General features: G+C 46.0%; 15 protein-coding genes. 8 read left to right on the top strand and 7 right to left on the bottom strand.

Going from position 1 to position 16,199, the window contains the following annotated elements:
• Nucleotides 1-4: 4 nt before the first annotated feature.
• The gene (locus GXP69_RS09145; RefSeq protein ID WP_204281967.1) at nt 5-445 is read right to left on the bottom strand and encodes a hypothetical protein; all 441 of its coding nucleotides are present in this window, start codon (nt 443-445) and stop codon (nt 5-7) included.
• A 167-nt stretch (nt 446-612) separates the two neighbouring features.
• Between GXP69_RS09145 and GXP69_RS09140 the strand changes: the two genes are divergently transcribed.
• The 4 genes from GXP69_RS09140 (at nt 613) to GXP69_RS09125 (ending at nt 3,727) form a co-directional block, all read left to right on the top strand.
• Complete coding sequence (locus GXP69_RS09140) at nt 613-1,170, top strand: 3'-5' exonuclease (protein ID WP_163914609.1); 558 nt, start codon at nt 613-615, stop codon at nt 1,168-1,170.
• A 78-nt stretch (nt 1,171-1,248) separates the two neighbouring features.
• Nucleotides 1,249-2,373, top strand: coding sequence for an MBL fold metallo-hydrolase (locus GXP69_RS09135; protein WP_163914607.1), 1,125 nt, complete (start codon nt 1,249-1,251; stop codon nt 2,371-2,373).
• Between the two features lie 65 nt (nt 2,374-2,438).
• Nucleotides 2,439-3,389, top strand: a complete 951-nt coding sequence (locus tag GXP69_RS09130) for an HNH endonuclease (RefSeq protein WP_163914605.1) — start codon at nt 2,439-2,441, stop codon at nt 3,387-3,389.
• Nucleotides 3,390-3,406: 17 nt separating this feature from the next.
• A complete protein-coding gene (locus tag GXP69_RS09125; protein ID WP_163914604.1) occupies nt 3,407-3,727 on the top strand; it encodes a hypothetical protein in 321 nt (106 codons plus the stop codon).
• Nucleotides 3,728-4,024: 297 nt separating this feature from the next.
• Here GXP69_RS09125 and GXP69_RS09120 read toward each other — a convergent pair whose 3' ends face one another.
• Nucleotides 4,025-4,924 (bottom strand): aldo/keto reductase, encoded by a 900-nt coding sequence (locus GXP69_RS09120; RefSeq protein ID WP_163914602.1) that lies wholly within the window; start codon nt 4,922-4,924, stop codon nt 4,025-4,027.
• A 218-nt stretch (nt 4,925-5,142) separates the two neighbouring features.
• Here GXP69_RS09120 and GXP69_RS09115 point away from each other — a divergent pair, with 218 nt between their 5' ends.
• From GXP69_RS09115 to GXP69_RS09105, 3 genes are all read left to right on the top strand, one after another.
• Entirely contained in the window at nt 5,143-5,610 is a 468-nt protein-coding gene (locus GXP69_RS09115; RefSeq protein ID WP_163914600.1) for a MaoC family dehydratase, read from the top strand.
• A 69-nt stretch (nt 5,611-5,679) separates the two neighbouring features.
• Nucleotides 5,680-6,012 (top strand): hypothetical protein, encoded by a 333-nt coding sequence (locus GXP69_RS09110; protein WP_163914598.1) that lies wholly within the window; start codon nt 5,680-5,682, stop codon nt 6,010-6,012.
• Between the two features lie 447 nt (nt 6,013-6,459).
• The gene (locus tag GXP69_RS09105; protein WP_163914596.1) at nt 6,460-7,746 is read left to right on the top strand and encodes a citrate synthase; all 1,287 of its coding nucleotides are present in this window, start codon (nt 6,460-6,462) and stop codon (nt 7,744-7,746) included.
• A 735-nt stretch (nt 7,747-8,481) separates the two neighbouring features.
• Here GXP69_RS09105 and GXP69_RS09100 read toward each other — a convergent pair.
• From GXP69_RS09100 to lepA, 5 genes are all read right to left on the bottom strand, one after another.
• The gene (locus tag GXP69_RS09100) at nt 8,482-10,404 is read right to left on the bottom strand and encodes an OmpA family protein (protein WP_163914594.1); all 1,923 of its coding nucleotides are present in this window, start codon (nt 10,402-10,404) and stop codon (nt 8,482-8,484) included.
• Between the two features lie 7 nt (nt 10,405-10,411).
• Nucleotides 10,412-11,065, bottom strand: coding sequence for a 7-carboxy-7-deazaguanine synthase QueE (locus tag GXP69_RS09095; protein WP_163914592.1), 654 nt, complete (start codon nt 11,063-11,065; stop codon nt 10,412-10,414).
• Nucleotides 11,066-11,922: 857 nt separating this feature from the next.
• Nucleotides 11,923-12,804: a bifunctional 5,10-methylenetetrahydrofolate dehydrogenase/5,10-methenyltetrahydrofolate cyclohydrolase gene (locus GXP69_RS09090; protein WP_163914590.1), complete on the bottom strand. Its 882-nt coding sequence runs from the start codon at nt 12,802-12,804 to the stop codon at nt 11,923-11,925.
• 33 nt (nt 12,805-12,837) lie between these two features.
• On the bottom strand, nt 12,838-13,350 hold the full coding sequence (locus tag GXP69_RS09085) for a class IV adenylate cyclase (RefSeq protein ID WP_163914588.1): 513 nt from the start codon (nt 13,348-13,350) through the stop codon (nt 12,838-12,840).
• A 60-nt stretch (nt 13,351-13,410) separates the two neighbouring features.
• Nucleotides 13,411-15,195, bottom strand: coding sequence for a translation elongation factor 4 (gene lepA, locus GXP69_RS09080; RefSeq protein ID WP_163914586.1), 1,785 nt, complete (start codon nt 15,193-15,195; stop codon nt 13,411-13,413).
• A 194-nt stretch (nt 15,196-15,389) separates the two neighbouring features.
• Between lepA and GXP69_RS09075 the strand changes: the two genes are divergently transcribed.
• Nucleotides 15,390-16,094, top strand: coding sequence for a LuxR C-terminal-related transcriptional regulator (locus GXP69_RS09075; protein WP_163914584.1), 705 nt, complete (start codon nt 15,390-15,392; stop codon nt 16,092-16,094).
• Nucleotides 16,095-16,199: the final 105 nt, after the last annotated feature.

Raw genomic sequence — 16,199 nt, 5'->3', positions numbered from 1 at the left:
GGTGTTATTCTCCGAAATGTTGTTTATGCAGGGTATCTGCGGTGTGCAGGTTACGTTTTATTCTTTCGTGCTGTTCGGTTGTTTCGTACCATTCTATGTCTTCCAGAGGCAGGTAATCGCCCAGCAGGTCGCGCACTTCCTGCAGCAAAGCCTCTCCTTTCCGGGTCCTGAAATCCGGGTTTTTATAGTTGGCACTGATGTATTCTACTTTCACCTGCCCGCCCTTGGTTACGGCCAGCTCCTTTACTTCAACTATAAGTTCTGAGGTCTGGTTATTATCCGTAACTATCGTTTTATATACGCCCTTGTGGCCTTCCTGTAGCATTGTTCCAGCCAGCTGCTTTGCTTTCTCGAGGCTCTGGCGCAGGCGCATATTGGGTCGCACATAATGGCCGATCAGATAACCCAGCACTGCTCCTATCACAAACGTCCAAAAAATGATCATAACGCTGTTCTCTTAAAAGGTGAATTTATTTCCTATACGCGTTTTTAGTCCTCACAGATGATAACTACCTGTAACCTAACCATTCATAAACTATAACTACTCGCAAGAAACTATAGCCCGACCTACAGGGCGAGTGATGTTATCGGCTTAAACAAGTATCTTTAGCCATGGATTTTGTAGCCCTTGATTTTGAAACCGCCACCCCGCAGCGCGACAGCCCCTGCGAAATTGGCCTGACCGTGGTAAGCAACAATGCTATAGTTGAAACGCGCTCATGGCTGATCAAACCTCTGTATTACCCACATTTTAATCCGTTTAATATTGGAGTGCATGGCATTTTGCCCGCAGATGTGAAAGATCAGCCGGATTTCAGGGAGTTGTGGCCGGTGCTGAAGCCTTACCTGGAAGGCCAGCTGCTGATTGCCCACAATGCCAGTTTTGATATGAGTGTACTGCGCAAAACCATGGCTACCTATAACATTCCGTTGCCGGATGCCCATTACGCCTGCAGCCTCAAGTTCTCTAAAAGCATCTGGAAAGGCCTGCGCGCTTACGACCTGAAAACGCTCTGTAGCATGCACCGCATCGATTTTCTGCATCACCGCGCTGCTTCTGATGCCTATGCCTGCGCTTCTTTATCTTTAAAAGCACTGGAACTAACCGGCACGGGCTCCGAAACCGAATTTGCTGCAAACATGGGCTGTGGCATCAGCAGTTTAAATTAGCATAAACTATAGTTTTATCTATAACCAAAATCCAACTATAGCTGTTGCCTTCTGGCAAACCCGAACACTACATACCTGATGAAGAAAACCCTTAAAGTTGTACTGGCTGCCTGCCTGTTTTTAATATTGCTGGCAACCGTGGCTGGATGTTCCATTTTAAACCTCTCGCCGCAGTTTGGTGCCGAAGCGGAAGGTGCCCGCCTGCAAAAAATACAGCAATCGCCTAATTACCGCGACGGACAGTTCCAGAACCCTGTGGAGACCAACATGGACATTGGCTTTAGCGGCTACATGAAACTGCTCCACACACGGCTTTTCGGTGAAACAGCAGACCAGCTTCCGGACCGCCCGATCCCGGTGAAAGCAATAAACCCGACCCGTTTGCAGATGCCCCAGGATACCGCAACTATAGTTACCTGGCTGGGTCATTCGTCTTTTATAGTGGAGATAGACGGAAAGCGCCTGCTGCTGGACCCGATGCTAAGCGACATGGCTTCGCCTTTCAGTTTTATTGGCCCTGAACGCTTTGCTGCCCTGCCGATTACCGTGGACGAATTGCCAACGATAGATGCCGTACTCATCTCGCACGACCACTACGACCACCTGGACTATAGCTCTATTCAGAAGCTGAACAAGAAGACCGGTCACTTTTTTGTTGCCCTGGGCGTGGGCGCACACCTGGAGCGCTGGGGCATACCCGCCACCAAAATAACAGAACTGGACTGGTGGCAGGAAACAAACTATAAAGGACTCACTTTTGCCGCCACCCCATCGCGCCACTTTTCCGGCCGTGGCCTTTCCGACCGCATGAAAACACAATGGGCATCGTGGGTTATAGTTGGCAATGATGACAGAATCTTTTTCAGCGGCGACTCCGGTTATTTTGATGGGTTTAAAGAGATCGGCAACAAGTACGGCCCCTTCGACCTGACACTGGTAGAGTGCGGCCAGTACAACGAACTATGGTCCAGCATCCACATGATGCCCGAGCAAACCGTGCAAGCCCACCTCGACCTGAAAGGTAAATTGCTTATGCCCATTCACTGGGGAGCCTTCTCGCTAGCCATGCACTCCTGGACCGACCCGATAGAACGCGCCTCCGCGGAGGCAAAACGGCTGAACGTGCCCATGGCTACGCCAAGAATTGGGGAATCTATAGTTATAGGTAAGAATGCACCGGTAAAAGCCTGGTGGAGGGAGTAATTTTAAACTGACTACAAGTTTGCTGTCTAAGAATTACTACCTTAGTTTGAAATCATAACATCATAATGGCCGACATTTCTACTACACTCAAACTATACCTGAAAAAGTTTATTAAACTGCGTCAAGGAGTTACGAAGTATGGCAAAGCCCCGCATAAGCCAGTCCTATTGTTAACATTAATTGACCGTTTTGAAAAAGGAGAGTTTAGTGAAAATAGAATCTATATTACTCCCGAGTTAGTTGGTTTGTTTAAAGAAACTTTCTCTCTTCTTGCAAGAACAGCGCACAAATCTGAATTCTCACTTCCATTTTATCATTTATCAGGAGAAGGATTTTGGGCCGTAAAAACTAAAAGCGGTGCTACTTTAAACCTGCACATCAAAAGCATAAACACATTAGATGAAGTTGTTGATTATGCTTATTTCACCGACGATCTTTATCTATTACTTATAAACAAAGAGAGTCGGAACATTTTAAAAACGGCTTTACTCGATCATTACTTTTCAGACACTAAAACTGAATACTTAAAAGTAAAGCAAGGTTGCTATATCCAGAATCTTCAGAGCTATCTGCTGAACGAATCAACCGTTGAATACAGGATAGATCCAACAGAAACAGATGAGGAAGAACAATACATTAGAAGTGGATTATTCAAAAAGCTCGTGCCTCAGGTCTATAATCATACATGCAGTATTTCCGGAATGCGGTTAGTCTCCAGTCACGGTTTTTCAATGATTGATGCTTGTCATATTGTTCCGTTCAGCCTAAGTAAAGATGATAAAATCACGAATGGTTTAGCACTCTGCCCTAATTTGCATCGCGCTTTCGACAGGGGCTTGATTACCGTTGATGTTAATCTGAAAGTACTGGTTTCTGATACTATAGCAGAAGATATTTCTAATAACTATGCACTCCAGCATCTGAAAGGCAGACCATTAAGTTTACCATTTGGAGCAAAACATTACCCAGCCGTTGCTAATTTAGCATGGCACCGTGATCAAATTTTTAAAGGCTAATCCATCACATCAACCCCATGACAAAACAAGACCGCTATACCCTTACTGTAAGACAAACCTTCAGCGCTTACCTGGATGGAATTATCGACAACGAAGAACTGATTGTAAAGCTTAGGGAAATTGAGATGCAGATCATGTCGGATTATGACACGGAGGAGGAAGAATATGTAGCCGATAAAGGGTTATGGATTCGATTTTTCAGCGGCGATACAGAAGGGCTTACCATTAACGAAATTGAAAAGGACCTGCAAAACAGGGATCATCCCAACTATAAAATTCTCAAGCATGGCATTGCGATTGGTTTGGCAGATGATGAACTGGAAGTACATTATTCGTAAGTGCTCTAACCCTTAAAATAACGATGTTCTAAAATAAAACAGGAACTTAGGTTTATAGTATGTATCTTTAAATAAACTATAAACATAACTGTTATGGCAAAGTCACAAGACGCAAAGAAAGAAGCGAAGAAAAAGCCTGCTAAAACTGCGAAAGAAAAACAGGCAGCTAAACTCGAAAAGAAAAAGAACAGCTACGATTAAATACATACTGTTCCGTGAGCATAAACAAGCCGCAGATCATCTGGTCTGCGGCTTCTGTTTTTATAGTTTATGTAATTACAATCTATAGCCCTGCGCCTACCGGTGCTGCTCATACTTATTTGCCGGTAAAACAGCCTTCAGGTGTTCGACTTCACTATTGGGCAACGGCGCAGTACTGGCAGCCAGCAACGCATCCTGTAGCTGCTCCTCTGTTCTAATGCCCAGTACAGCAGAACTTACAGCCGGATGATGTAACGCGAACCTGACAGCTACCTCAGCTGGTTTTCGGTTGGCTCCTGCTACTGCCTGCACTGCTGCTGCGGCTTTATCAACTTCCTCTAAACTATAGTTCAGGTAAGGTTTGGCTGGTTTTCCGGCTAATAAGCCTTGCGCCAGACTACCGCGGGCCAGTACACTTATGTTGTGCTCGTGTAGCAGGTCCAGAACGGTTTCTTCCGGTCTACGGTCCAGCAGGCTGTATTGCATCATCACGCTAACTATAGCAGCGCGGTTCACATATTCTCGTATCACATTCGGGCGGATAGATGAGATGCCGTATGCCCTGATCTTACCCTGCTGTTTCAGTAGTTCAAAAGCTTCTATCGTTTCGTCAATCGGGTCTTCTATCGTTCCGCCATGTAGCTGGTACAGGTCGATGTAGTCGGTTTGCAGGCGGCGCAGGCTCTCCTCTACTGCCTGCAGTATGTAGGATTTGGTTGGGTTCCAGCCCCAGCCGCTGCCATCTGGGCGCCACTGGTTACCAACTTTGGTCGCAATAATTACTTTATCGCGCATCCCCTTAAAAGCTTTGCCAACCATTACCTCGTTCTCACCTTTTTCATACAAATCAGCAGTGTCAAAAAAATTGATTCCCCGGTCCAGGGCCTTATACAGCAGGTCAATAGCTGTTTTCTGTTCACTACTTGTCAGCGACATGCACCCAAAGCTGACTTCGCTTATGCGCAAACCTGAATTTCCGAGTTGGTTATAGTTCATAATAGCTCTCCTTTAAAAAGGTAATTATAGTTAACTCTACAGCCCGTTTCCCGAAATGTTTTAGTAATGTAGCTTACGCTGGTTATAGTTTAACTATAGCCAGAGAGATGCAAGCGGGCATTAGGTAACTATAAAATTCGCACTATATTTACAGATGCATTCTAACGTATCGGCACCCCAGCCGACTATTAGCACGACACAACAACACAACAAATATCATGAGTAAACTAATCATCAGCAGCTTACAGGAACTGACGCAGTACGAAGGTCAGGAAATGGGCATTTCAGAGTGGCACACCATTACACAAGAGCAGATCACCAAATTTGCAGATGCCACCCTCGATCATCAGTGGATACACCTGGATGCAGAACGTGCCAAAACCGAGACACCATTCGGGGCTACCATTGCACACGGCTACTTAACCGTTTCGTTGCTACCTTACCTGTGGTCGCAGATCATCGACATCCGAAACCTGAAAATGCAGGTAAACTACGAAATCGAAAGCCTACGATTTAACCAAGCTGTAACCGTAAACAGCGACGTGCGCCTACGTGCAAAACTATTGTCGATAAAAGACCTGCGCGGCATTGCCAAAACCCGCATAGAAGTAACTCTGGAGATAAAAGACAGCAAGAAGCCGGCTTACACAGGCATCATTACTTTCCTGTATCATTTTAACGCGTAAAAGACTTTTACAAACTATAGCCAGCATCAATTCCTGAACTGAAGCGCGGGCGGCAGAGTATACCAAACTATGGAAGAACCAAACCTGAACGAGTGGGACGAAGAAAGATACCGGGAGCTGAACTCGTACTTCCGGGTAAGGATACAGGTGCTTGTTGACTCAGATCCTGTTATTAAAGAAATGGTGCAGCAGGGCAAAAGCATGCAGCTCAGCGACCTCATCAACCAGTTGTCGGAAGACGACCAGCAACTATGGCATGAATTTATTAAGCTGGATGCCATTAAGCTGCACTTTGATATGCAGAATCACCTGGAAGGTAAGGGCACTCCCTACAATCCACGCGATGGTTTCAGCAGCTCCGCCGATGACGATGAAGAGGATGAGCGCCCGCCAACCTGGTAACTATAGTTTTGAATGATCTTACAAAGCCACCTTTAAAACAGGTGGCTTTTTTATTGAAATTAAAGTTAAACACAACTGGTATAACTGACACTGCATCATTACCGTTGTTTAACTATAGTTACCTTTTTAACAATAAATCGAACAGGAAGTCTAGTCGTTCTAATCCGGCTGAAACAGAAACAAACGGCACGTGTGGCTGTTAGCTTTATGGTGTTTAATTCCGTAGCTTCGGTGCGGTTCTCAGGACCTGCACAAGTACAATAATCCTATCAGATTATAAAACTTTTTTGAAGAACACCGTTAATAGGTAAGACGTCCGAAGTGCCGGATGTTATTACATTGTAAATTTTAGATATTACAACAGGCAAATTTCATTTTAAATCATATTTTGTATAATTTCGCCTTCAACAAACGAGACACTACAACAGACATAAATTAATCGAACCAATGTCAGATTTCGCTGAAATTATTTTAGAGGGTAAATCCTATAAGATGCCCATCGTAGTAGGTACCGAAGATGAGAAAGCAATCGATATCAACAACCTGCGCGCTGAGAGCGGTTATATAACGCTTGATTCTGGTTATAAAAACACCGGTGCGACAAGCAGCGCCATCACTTTCCTTGATGGTGAAAAAGGTATCCTGAGCTACAGAGGCTATCCTATCGAGCAACTGGCCGAACAGTCAAGCTTTATAGAAGTTGCCTACCTGCTGATCTATGGCGCGCTTCCTACAACGCAGGAACTGGCTGATTTCAGCAATTCTATAAAAATGCATACCCTTGTAAACGAGGATATGCGCAAGATTTTAGATGGTTTCCCATCTGCCGCTCACCCAATGGGCATTTTGTCTGCACTGGTTAGCTCCCTTACTGCTTTTTACCCTGAGTCGCTTAACCCGAACCAGAGCACCGATGAGCTTAACCTATCTATCATCCGTTTGATGGCGAAAATGCCAACTATAGCGGCCTGGTCATACAAAAACTCTATTGGTCATCCGGTTAACTACCCTAAAAACAAGCTGGATTACTGCTCGAACTTCCTGCACATGATGTTCGCCTACCCTACCGAAGAGTACGAAATGAACCCGGTAGTTGTAGATGCGCTGAACAAGCTGCTGATCCTGCACGCTGACCATGAGCAGAACTGTTCTACATCTACTGTACGTCTGGTAGGTTCAGCTAACGCAAGCCTTTACTCTTCTGTGTCTGCAGGTATTTCGGCGCTGTGGGGTCCGCTACATGGTGGCGCCAACCAAGCTGTAATCGAGATGCTGGAAGAAATAAAAGCGGATGGCGGCGATTCTAAAAAATTCATCGAAAAGGCGAAAGACAAGAACGATCCGTTCCGCCTGATGGGCTTCGGTCACCGTGTTTACAAGAACTTCGATCCACGCGCTAAAATCATCAAGAAAGCTGCCGACGAAGTATTAACTGCACTAGGCATTAACGACCCGATCTTGGACATCGCGAAAGAGCTGGAAGAAGCTGCCTTGACAGACTCTTACTTCGTGGACCGTAAACTGTACCCGAACGTAGACTTCTACTCAGGTATCATTTACCGTGCACTTGGTATCCCTACTGATATGTTCACTGTAATGTTTGCTCTCGGCCGTCTGCCAGGCTGGATCGCACAGTGGAAAGAAATGCGCGAGCAGAAAGAGCCAATTGGTCGTCCGCGCCAGGTTTATGTAGGTTCTACAGAGCGTAACTACGTTCCGATCGAAAAGCGTTAATCAGCGTTTAACTATAGCATGAAAGGCTGGTCTGAAAAGATCAGCCTTTTTTATTTACCTCACCCCAGCCCTCTCCTAAAACAGGAGAGGGAGTTTTTATCTGTTCCTATAGTTAGGGCTATTGTTTTATAGTTTGCTGTGGTCCAACCACCCCTGCCCCTCCTTGTTCAAGGAGGGGAGCTTTAAGCTTATGCTATAGATAAGCTTATAGTTCTATAGTTAGCATTAGTCATCCCCTCTCACCTTCAGAGGGGGACTTTATGCTTCTGCTAACTCATCAGCCATAGTTCTATAGTTATGGATCACGAACAGGTAGGCGCAGCCTGCCCCACGGAACTATCACTACGAAAAGGCGACAGCACTATAGCCAATTATTAAACTATAGTTGTAGCTATCGAGATATCACAGTCTTTGGGTTGAGCGCCTTTGACTTGTTGCGATGGCGCAGCCAATCCGACGCAGGAGGAGAGCAAGAAGGCAGCAGCGCGATGCCCGAAGACGGGGCCCCGCGGCCGTGAGCGCACCAAAGCAAGAAATGAAACGGTAGGCCAGTAGAGCTCCTAGGATAAACAGTAACTATAGCACAGCCTGCTTGCGTCCAGTTGTAACTATAGTCAACTATAAGACAATTAAGATGTCTCGGCTAACGCTCGACATGACATGAAAGAAACTATAGAACGATAACCTCTTAATTCAGAAACTGAGTCAAAACTATAGTTTCACTTTACTCCCACCTTACAACACCTGCATTTCAATTCTTCTGTTAAGCTGACGATTTTCTTCAGATGTGTTTGGTTTAACAGGTTTGGTTTCGCCGAAGCCTTTATAGCGGATACGGTTACTGGCAATTCCTTTTGCAACCAGATAATCTACTACAGACTTGGCCCTCCGCTCCGAAAGTACCTGGTTGGCAGCATCAGATCCCACATCATCGGTATGGCCGGTAATCTCTATTTTAACATCTTTGTTCTGACGCATAAAGTTTATCAGCCTGTTTAATTCCGTTACTGATTTGGGTTCCAGTTCATACTTCCCACTTGGGAAAAACAGGTTGTTGAGCACGACTGCAGAACCAGATTTAATAGGCTGCAGGTACACATCAAGCGCTACAGGTGTCAGGTTTTTACGGGAGGTATAGTCGAAGCTGAGGCTGTTCATCAGGAATTGTGGGGCATGTACGTACAAGGCGTATTGCTTGCCTTCAGTAAGTACAACCGTATATTCTCCGCTAACTTTATCTGACTGCACCTGTTGCACCAGCGAGTCGTTGGCAACATCGTAAAGCTGAACGGTGGCGGCCAGTGGCTTTTTAGTTTCGGCATGGAATACGCGACCCTGGGCATAGGTGCTTTTCTCTTTGGCATGCCATACTTCCGGCACATCCAACGAAAAAAGCTGTACTGTAGAAGCTCCGGATTCGGTCATCATGCTGCGGGCGTAATACCCGATCTGGTTATCCGGAGTAATGTAAATAGAGCTTTCGTCTGCGTATGTATTTAACGGGTAACCCAGGTTCTGGGGCTGTTGCCATTGCCCCTTTCCGCTAAGATCGGCTTTAAAAACATCCAGTCCGCCCATGCCCAGGTGGCCGTCGCTCGCAAAATATAAGGTAGAGCCACTTACATGAATAAATGGGGCAAGGTCGCGCCCTTTCGAGTTTATAGGTTCGCCCAGGTTACGCGGGGTTTGCCAGCTGCCATCTTCGTTTCGGTTTGTAACCCAGATATCTTCTCGGCCAACGCCTCCACCCCTGTTCGAACTGAAATACAATGTGCGACCATCGGCAGAAAGACTTGGCTGTGAATCCCAAGATTTGGAATTTACTGGTGGCCCCATGTTGCGTGGCGCGCTCCATTCGTTTCCTGTGCGGTAAGAAATATAAAGATCGCAATCACCGAAACTGTCAGGACGGCTGCAGGAAGTAAAAACCAGCGTTTTGCCATCACCTGAAATGGTTGCTGCGCCTTCGTTAGCCGAAGTATTGATGTTTTCAGAAATAGAAACCGGCGCCTGCCACACCCCTGCTTTTTTCTCACTAATAAGAATATTCTCGTCATGCTCCGGGCGGGAACCAGCTCTTGCGGTAAAGATAAGGTAGCGCTGATCGGCTGTCGTAGACGGGAAATACTGTAAAGGATATTTATTGATATTGGAAGGCAGCTGCACAGAAGTGAATTTAACCGGCTTCTTCATCGCTTCTGTAGCGTATTCGGCGGTTTTTACTTGCTGATTAGCATAGGCAAACTGATTCGCATTTTTAGGTTTTGCCTTCAGAAATGCATCGTAGTTTGTTTTTGCTGCCTGGTAATCTCCCCGCTCAAAATAGTGCTCAGCCAGGTCGAAATAATAGTTGCCGTATGCCGGATTGTAAGACATCAGCTTAAGGCCCTGCTGTAGTTGCTCGAACGCAGCCGGCTTATTGCCCATCATCTTGTTCAGATTCGAAGCCTTCAGGTAAGCCTCTGCAAAGCCGGGATCTTTCTCTACAGCTTCGCGCAGTAACTCCAGTGCTTTGCCGAAGTCGCGAGCGCGGGCATACTGATCGGCTTTATAGTATAGATTTTCAGCTTTTTTTGAATTGGTAGTAAGCTTTTGCTGCCCGTAGGCTGATGCAGAAACTATAATTACCAGCAAAAATACGAGCAAGCGTTTAAGCATAGCTATTTTATGGGATGTCCATGTACTTGTGCGTCTGTAACGACACACGCCACTGCGGATTTGATTTCACGTATTCTACTATAAGCGGCATTAATTGGTTGGCTTTACTCCACTCCGGCTGCAAATAAAGGCTGGTTTTGGGTCCTACCTTAGCAGCATGCTCTTCTGCCCATTTAAAATCGCTCTTGTTAAAGATAATAACTTTTAACTCATCTGCATAAGGGTACACGGATGTATCCGGTGCTTTAAACTTTTTAGGCGACAGGCAGATCCAGTCCCAGTAGCCGCTCAACGGGTAAGCACCTGATGTTTCGATCATGGTGCGTATGCCTCGTTCCTGCAACTGGCTGGTTAAAGGATTAAGGTTGTAAAGCAGCGGCTCGCCCCCTGTAATTACCACCGTTTTGCCCGGGTAAACTGCTGCTTGTCCAACAATTTCTTCAATCGGAGTCAGTGGGTGTAACTCTGCGTCCCAGCTCTCTTTCACGTCGCACCAGTGGCAGCCTACATCGCAGCCGCCTAGTCTTATAAAATAAGCTGCTGTTCCGGTATTCCCGCCTTCACCCTGTATCGTATAAAATGCTTCCATTAGTGGTAACCGGCTCCCATCTTTCGGTACCTGGTGTATAGAAGCTGTTTTGTATGTCTTAGTTGATTCCAATGTATATCCCTTCGCCCTGTTGCTACACAGGTTTCTTTCTATTCTCTTTCTGTCAGTTGGTTGTGCTACTACAGAACTTACAAAGTTAGCTATTTTTGCAACATGGTTTACAAGCGCTTCTGTTCCGTTTTATAGGTTAAATGCTGTAAGTTGGTTGATGATGAGTAAGGTTATAGTTAATATCATGATGAAAGGAGTAAGTAAAGACATCTTATTTGTCTTATGGCAAACTATAGTTGCTATTCGAACCAAGCTACCCTTTCATCGTTCCCACTTATCCTAAGAGCTTTACTCACCTATATGTTTCATCTCTAGCTTTGGTGCGCTCACGGCCGCGGGGCCTCGTCTTTGGGCATCGCGCTGCTGCCTTCTTGCTACCCTCGTTCCTCAGATTGGCTGCGCCACCGCAACAAGTCAAAGGCGCTCAACCCAAAGACTGAGATCCTTCGATAGTTGAAGTTCATATAGTTGGAGAAGCTATAGTTGCTGGCCCTTTGCGTGGGGTTAGTTCCGTGGCAGGCTGCGCCTGCCTGCTCGTAGTCTGTAACTATAGAATTATAGTTCGAACTGTAGCAGTAGTTGAAGTCCCCCTTTGAAGGGGGATGACTAACAGCAACCATAAAACTATATCCCAAACTATAGCATAGTACAATCCCGAAAATCCTTTAATCCTATAAATCCTGATTCAGACATTATTTTAACCTAGTTGAGTTAAAACCCGCACCTAGGGAGAAAGTTAAACTATAGCACCACCAAATTAAAGGCTCCTGTTCTTAATCTACGGTTCAGACAATAAAGAACAAGCCCTGTCATGAAAGCATAACAGGGCTTGATGCACTTAAGCTTATATGCTATAGTTAAACGTAAACTTCTCTTTTGGCTGCTTTGAGCGTATTTTTCAGAAGCATAGCTATAGTTAAAGGGCCTACGCCACCTGGAACCGGCGTGATAAAACTGCATTTTGGAGCTACATTACCAAAATCCACATCTCCGCGCAAACGGTAACCAGACTTACGGCTTGCATCAGGCACACGCGTAGTTCCCACGTCTATTACAACAGCTCCTTCTTTTACCATATCAGCTGTAAGCAGACCTGGCTGGCCAACGGCTACAATAATAATATCTGCCTGGCGGGTGTGGTAACCAAGGTCAATCGTGTTGCGGTGGCATAAGGTAACTGTCGCGTTGCCCGGGTATCCACCTTTCGCCATCAGGATGCTCATTGGTGTGCCCACAATGTTACTGCGCCCGATCACAACGCAATGTTTACCAGCAGTTTCTATGTTGTAGCGCTCTAGTAGCTGCAGAATTCCATAAGGGGTGGCAGGCAGGTAAGATGGCAGATTAACCACCATTCGACCCACGTTTATTGGGTGAAAACCATCTACGTCTTTTCGCGGATCTATAGCTTCGAGTACTTTCTGGGCATTAATGTGGCGCGGCAAAGGCAACTGCACTATAAAGCCATCTACCTCCTCGCTCTCGTTCAGTTCCTGAATTTTTGCCAGTAGTTCATCTTCGGTTACATCGTCGTTATAGCGGATGAGGGATGAGCCAAAACCTACGCGCTCGCAGGCCAGCACTTTGTTGGTTACATAGGTTACAGAACCACCGTCGTTTCCAACCAGCACAGCTGCCAGGTGCGGCACTTTTCCGCCGTTCTCTCTTATAGCATCTACTTCCGCAGCAATTTCCTGTTGTATCGCTTCCGATGTTCTTTTACCGTCGAGCAGGATCATAGTTTATTTGAATTATGAATGATGAATTACGTGTTATGAATGTTGTAACAATTCTGAATAAGAGCTTGTAACCAGGTCGTCGTCTTCGATCTGCAATAGATTTTTATAGTAGTTGCACTGCTGGCTAAGAATATCTGCCCCGATCGACCCTTCCAGATCTATTGCTTCTATCTCTATAAAGTAACCAAGCGGCTCTACCAGGTCAATATGAAACTTTACGTTATCAATAAAGAAGATCTTACGCAACTTCTTTACCTGCATCAGCACTTGCTGGCCGCCACAGATCTGAGCTATAGTTTCAGCGCTGGGGTTTTTCAGATATAAAAGTACTTCAGTTTCTTTTGCATCTCCTGCCAGCTTCCGGTTATAGTGGATCAGCACATTTTCAATATTCCCCTGCCGGTGCTTTAGTTTACCATAGTCTGTTTCATAATACGTATCCGTCTGTACATCCAGCCCTACAAAATGCGCGCCTTGTTCCAGCAGAATAGCTTCTGCTTCTGAAGGCTCGTGGCACCTGGCTTTTATAGTTATATCCGAATACAAAACTAAAGTTTAATAAACCACAAGCCCCGACGCACAGGGGCACATCGGGGCTTGGTATCGTTAGTCGAGTTTAAGCACGGCTAAGAAGGCCTCTTGCGGAATTTCCACGTTGCCTACCTGGCGCATGCGTTTCTTACCTTTTTTCTGCTTTTCAAGGAGCTTACGTTTACGCGAGATGTCACCGCCGTAGCATTTGGCCAGTACGTTCTTACGCATCGCTTTCACAGTTTCGCGGGCAATAATTTTCTGTCCGATGGCTGCCTGAATCGCGATTTCGAACATCTGGCGTGGCAGCAGCTCGCGAAGTTTCTCGCAAAGGCGCTTGCCCCAGTCGTAAGCTTTGTCGCGGTGCACGATGGCGCTCAACGCATCCACTTTCTCGCCGTTGAGCATAATATCCAGCTTCACCATAGTTGATGGGCGGAAACCGATCAGTTCATAGTCCAGGGAAGCATAACCGCGCGAAATGGTTTTCAGTTTATCAAAAAAGTCGAACACGATCTCGGCCAGCGGCATTTCAAAGGTCATCTCTACTCGGTCGCTGGTCAGGTAGGTCTGGTTCTTCAGAATACCGCGCTTGTCCATACAAAGCGTGATAATCGGGCCAACATACTCTGACTTGGAGATGATCTGTGCCTTAATGAACGGCTCTTCGATGTGGTCGATATAATTAGGTTCCGGCATCTCGGAAGGTGCGTTTACCTTTATCATTTCATCTCTGGTTGTGTAAGCATGGAACTGTACAGAAGGCACCGTTGTGATCACCGTCATGTCAAATTCCCGCTCCAGGCGCTCCTGCACAATCTCCATGTGCAGCATGCCCAGGAAACCGCAACGGAAACCAAAGCCAAGGGCCGCAGATGTCTCAGGCTCCCAAACCAGCGAAGCATCGTTAAGCTGCAGCTTTTCCATAGAAGCACGCAGTTCTTCGTATTCGCTCGTTTCAACCGGGTAAATACCGGCAAATACCATCGGCTTCACATCTTCAAAACCCTGAATGCCTTCAGCCGGACGATCAACATGCGTAATGGTATCCCCTACTTTTACTTCCTTGGCGTTCTTGATACCGGAGATCAGGTAGCCCACATTACCGGCAGCCATCTCAGTCCGAGGCTCCTGGTTCAGTTTCAGAACGCCGATTTCGTCAGCTTCGTAGGTTTTGCCCGTGTTAATGAACTTTACCTTTTCTCCTTTTTTAAGGGTACCGTTAAAAATACGGAAGTAAACTTCAATCCCTCTGTATGAGTTGAATACTGAGTCGAAGATCAGGGCCTGCAGTGGTGCAGCCGGGTCGCCTTTAGGAGCAGGAATGCGCTCACAGATAGCATTCAGAATGTTTTCTATACCGATGCCTGCCTTACCAGATGCATGAATAATGTCTTCCTTATCGCAGCCAATAAGCTCGATGATCTGATCAGAAACTTCTTCCGGCATCGCGTGCGGAAGGTCGATCTTGTTAAGTACCGGAATGATTTCCAGGTCGTTGCCTATCGCTAAATACAGGTTAGAGATCGTCTGCGCCTCAATTCCCTGCGAAGAGTCCACAATCAAAAGGGCGCCTTCGCAGGCGGCAATGGAACGTGATACCTCATAGGAAAAGTCTACGTGGCCTGGCGTATCGATCAGGTTGAGCACGTACTCTTCACCTTTATAGTTATAGTTCATCTGGATGGCGTGGCTCTTAATGGTAATGCCGCGCTCGCGCTCCAGGTCCATGTTGTCTAGCAGCTGGTTTTGCATTTCGCGCTCAGCCACCGTTGAGGTAAACTCAAGCAGGCGGTCGGCCAGGGTACTCTTGCCGTGGTCGATGTGGGCGATGATGCAGAAATTTCGGATGTTCTTCATAAGTATGTATACGAATTAACAAAGTTAAGAAGAAAGTGTATTTGTTGCTGCTTCTGCGGTAAAATGATTTCAGGAGAAGTTATAGTTTTGCAGACTTTCTGTTTTTTAACACCAGCTATAGTTCAGTCTTACATTAGCAAATACAATTAAATCTGTATATTTAAGCATTACCCCGACACCACTTCAATTCACCCATGTCTGAAAAACAAACTGCCTCTGCCGACAGAATTGCCGAGCTGGAGAATCAACTGCTTGAACTACAGCAGAAGTGCGCCTTTCTGGAACGCGTGGTGCACGAAGTACCAGCCAACATTTACATCTCTGATCTTGAAAAAGGCGTTATCTGGTGTAACAAAACCAACGAAGAGACGCTGGGCTATAGTTTAGACGAGATACTACAGATGGGCGCACTGGAATACATGTATAAGATTGTGCACCCGGACGACCACTCCATCCCCACTGATAGCATACAACACTATAAAAGCTTTGATGGCGCTGAGTATGGCGGCATTTTCAGGGCGAAGCATAAGCATGAAACCAACTATAAATGGTTTATAGGCTGGGCAAAAGTATTTAATCAGGATGATGAAGAGAACGTAAAAGAGCTGCTTTGTGTGGATGTGGACATGAGTCCGCGCATGAACACAGAAGAGCAACTGGTAGAAGCCCTTCGCGAAAACCTAAAGCAAAAGAACAGACTCCTGATCAGAAGCCTGCAGAAGAGAGAACTTGAAGTACTTGACCTGGTTTGCAAGGGGCATAGTACAAAAGCGATCGCATCACGACTTTATATCAGCCCGAACACAGTTAGTACGCACCGCCGCAACATTCAAAAAAAACTGGGCACCGCCAACGTAGCCGACCTGGTATCGGTGGGCAAAGAGGCCGGCCTGGGTTGATAATAAACTATAGATTCATTATCAGATTTTATTTTGATGTCAAAACTTCTGCAACCTGCATTATCAATCGGCTTAAACTATAGTTGCAGGCCCAAACTATAGTTT

This window comes from Pontibacter burrus, from assembly GCF_010686685.1.
Lineage (GTDB): Bacteria > Bacteroidota > Bacteroidia > Cytophagales > Hymenobacteraceae > Pontibacter > Pontibacter burrus.
Note: the sequence above shows the minus strand (reverse complement) of the source record. Positions and strands in the feature narration are given on the sequence as shown.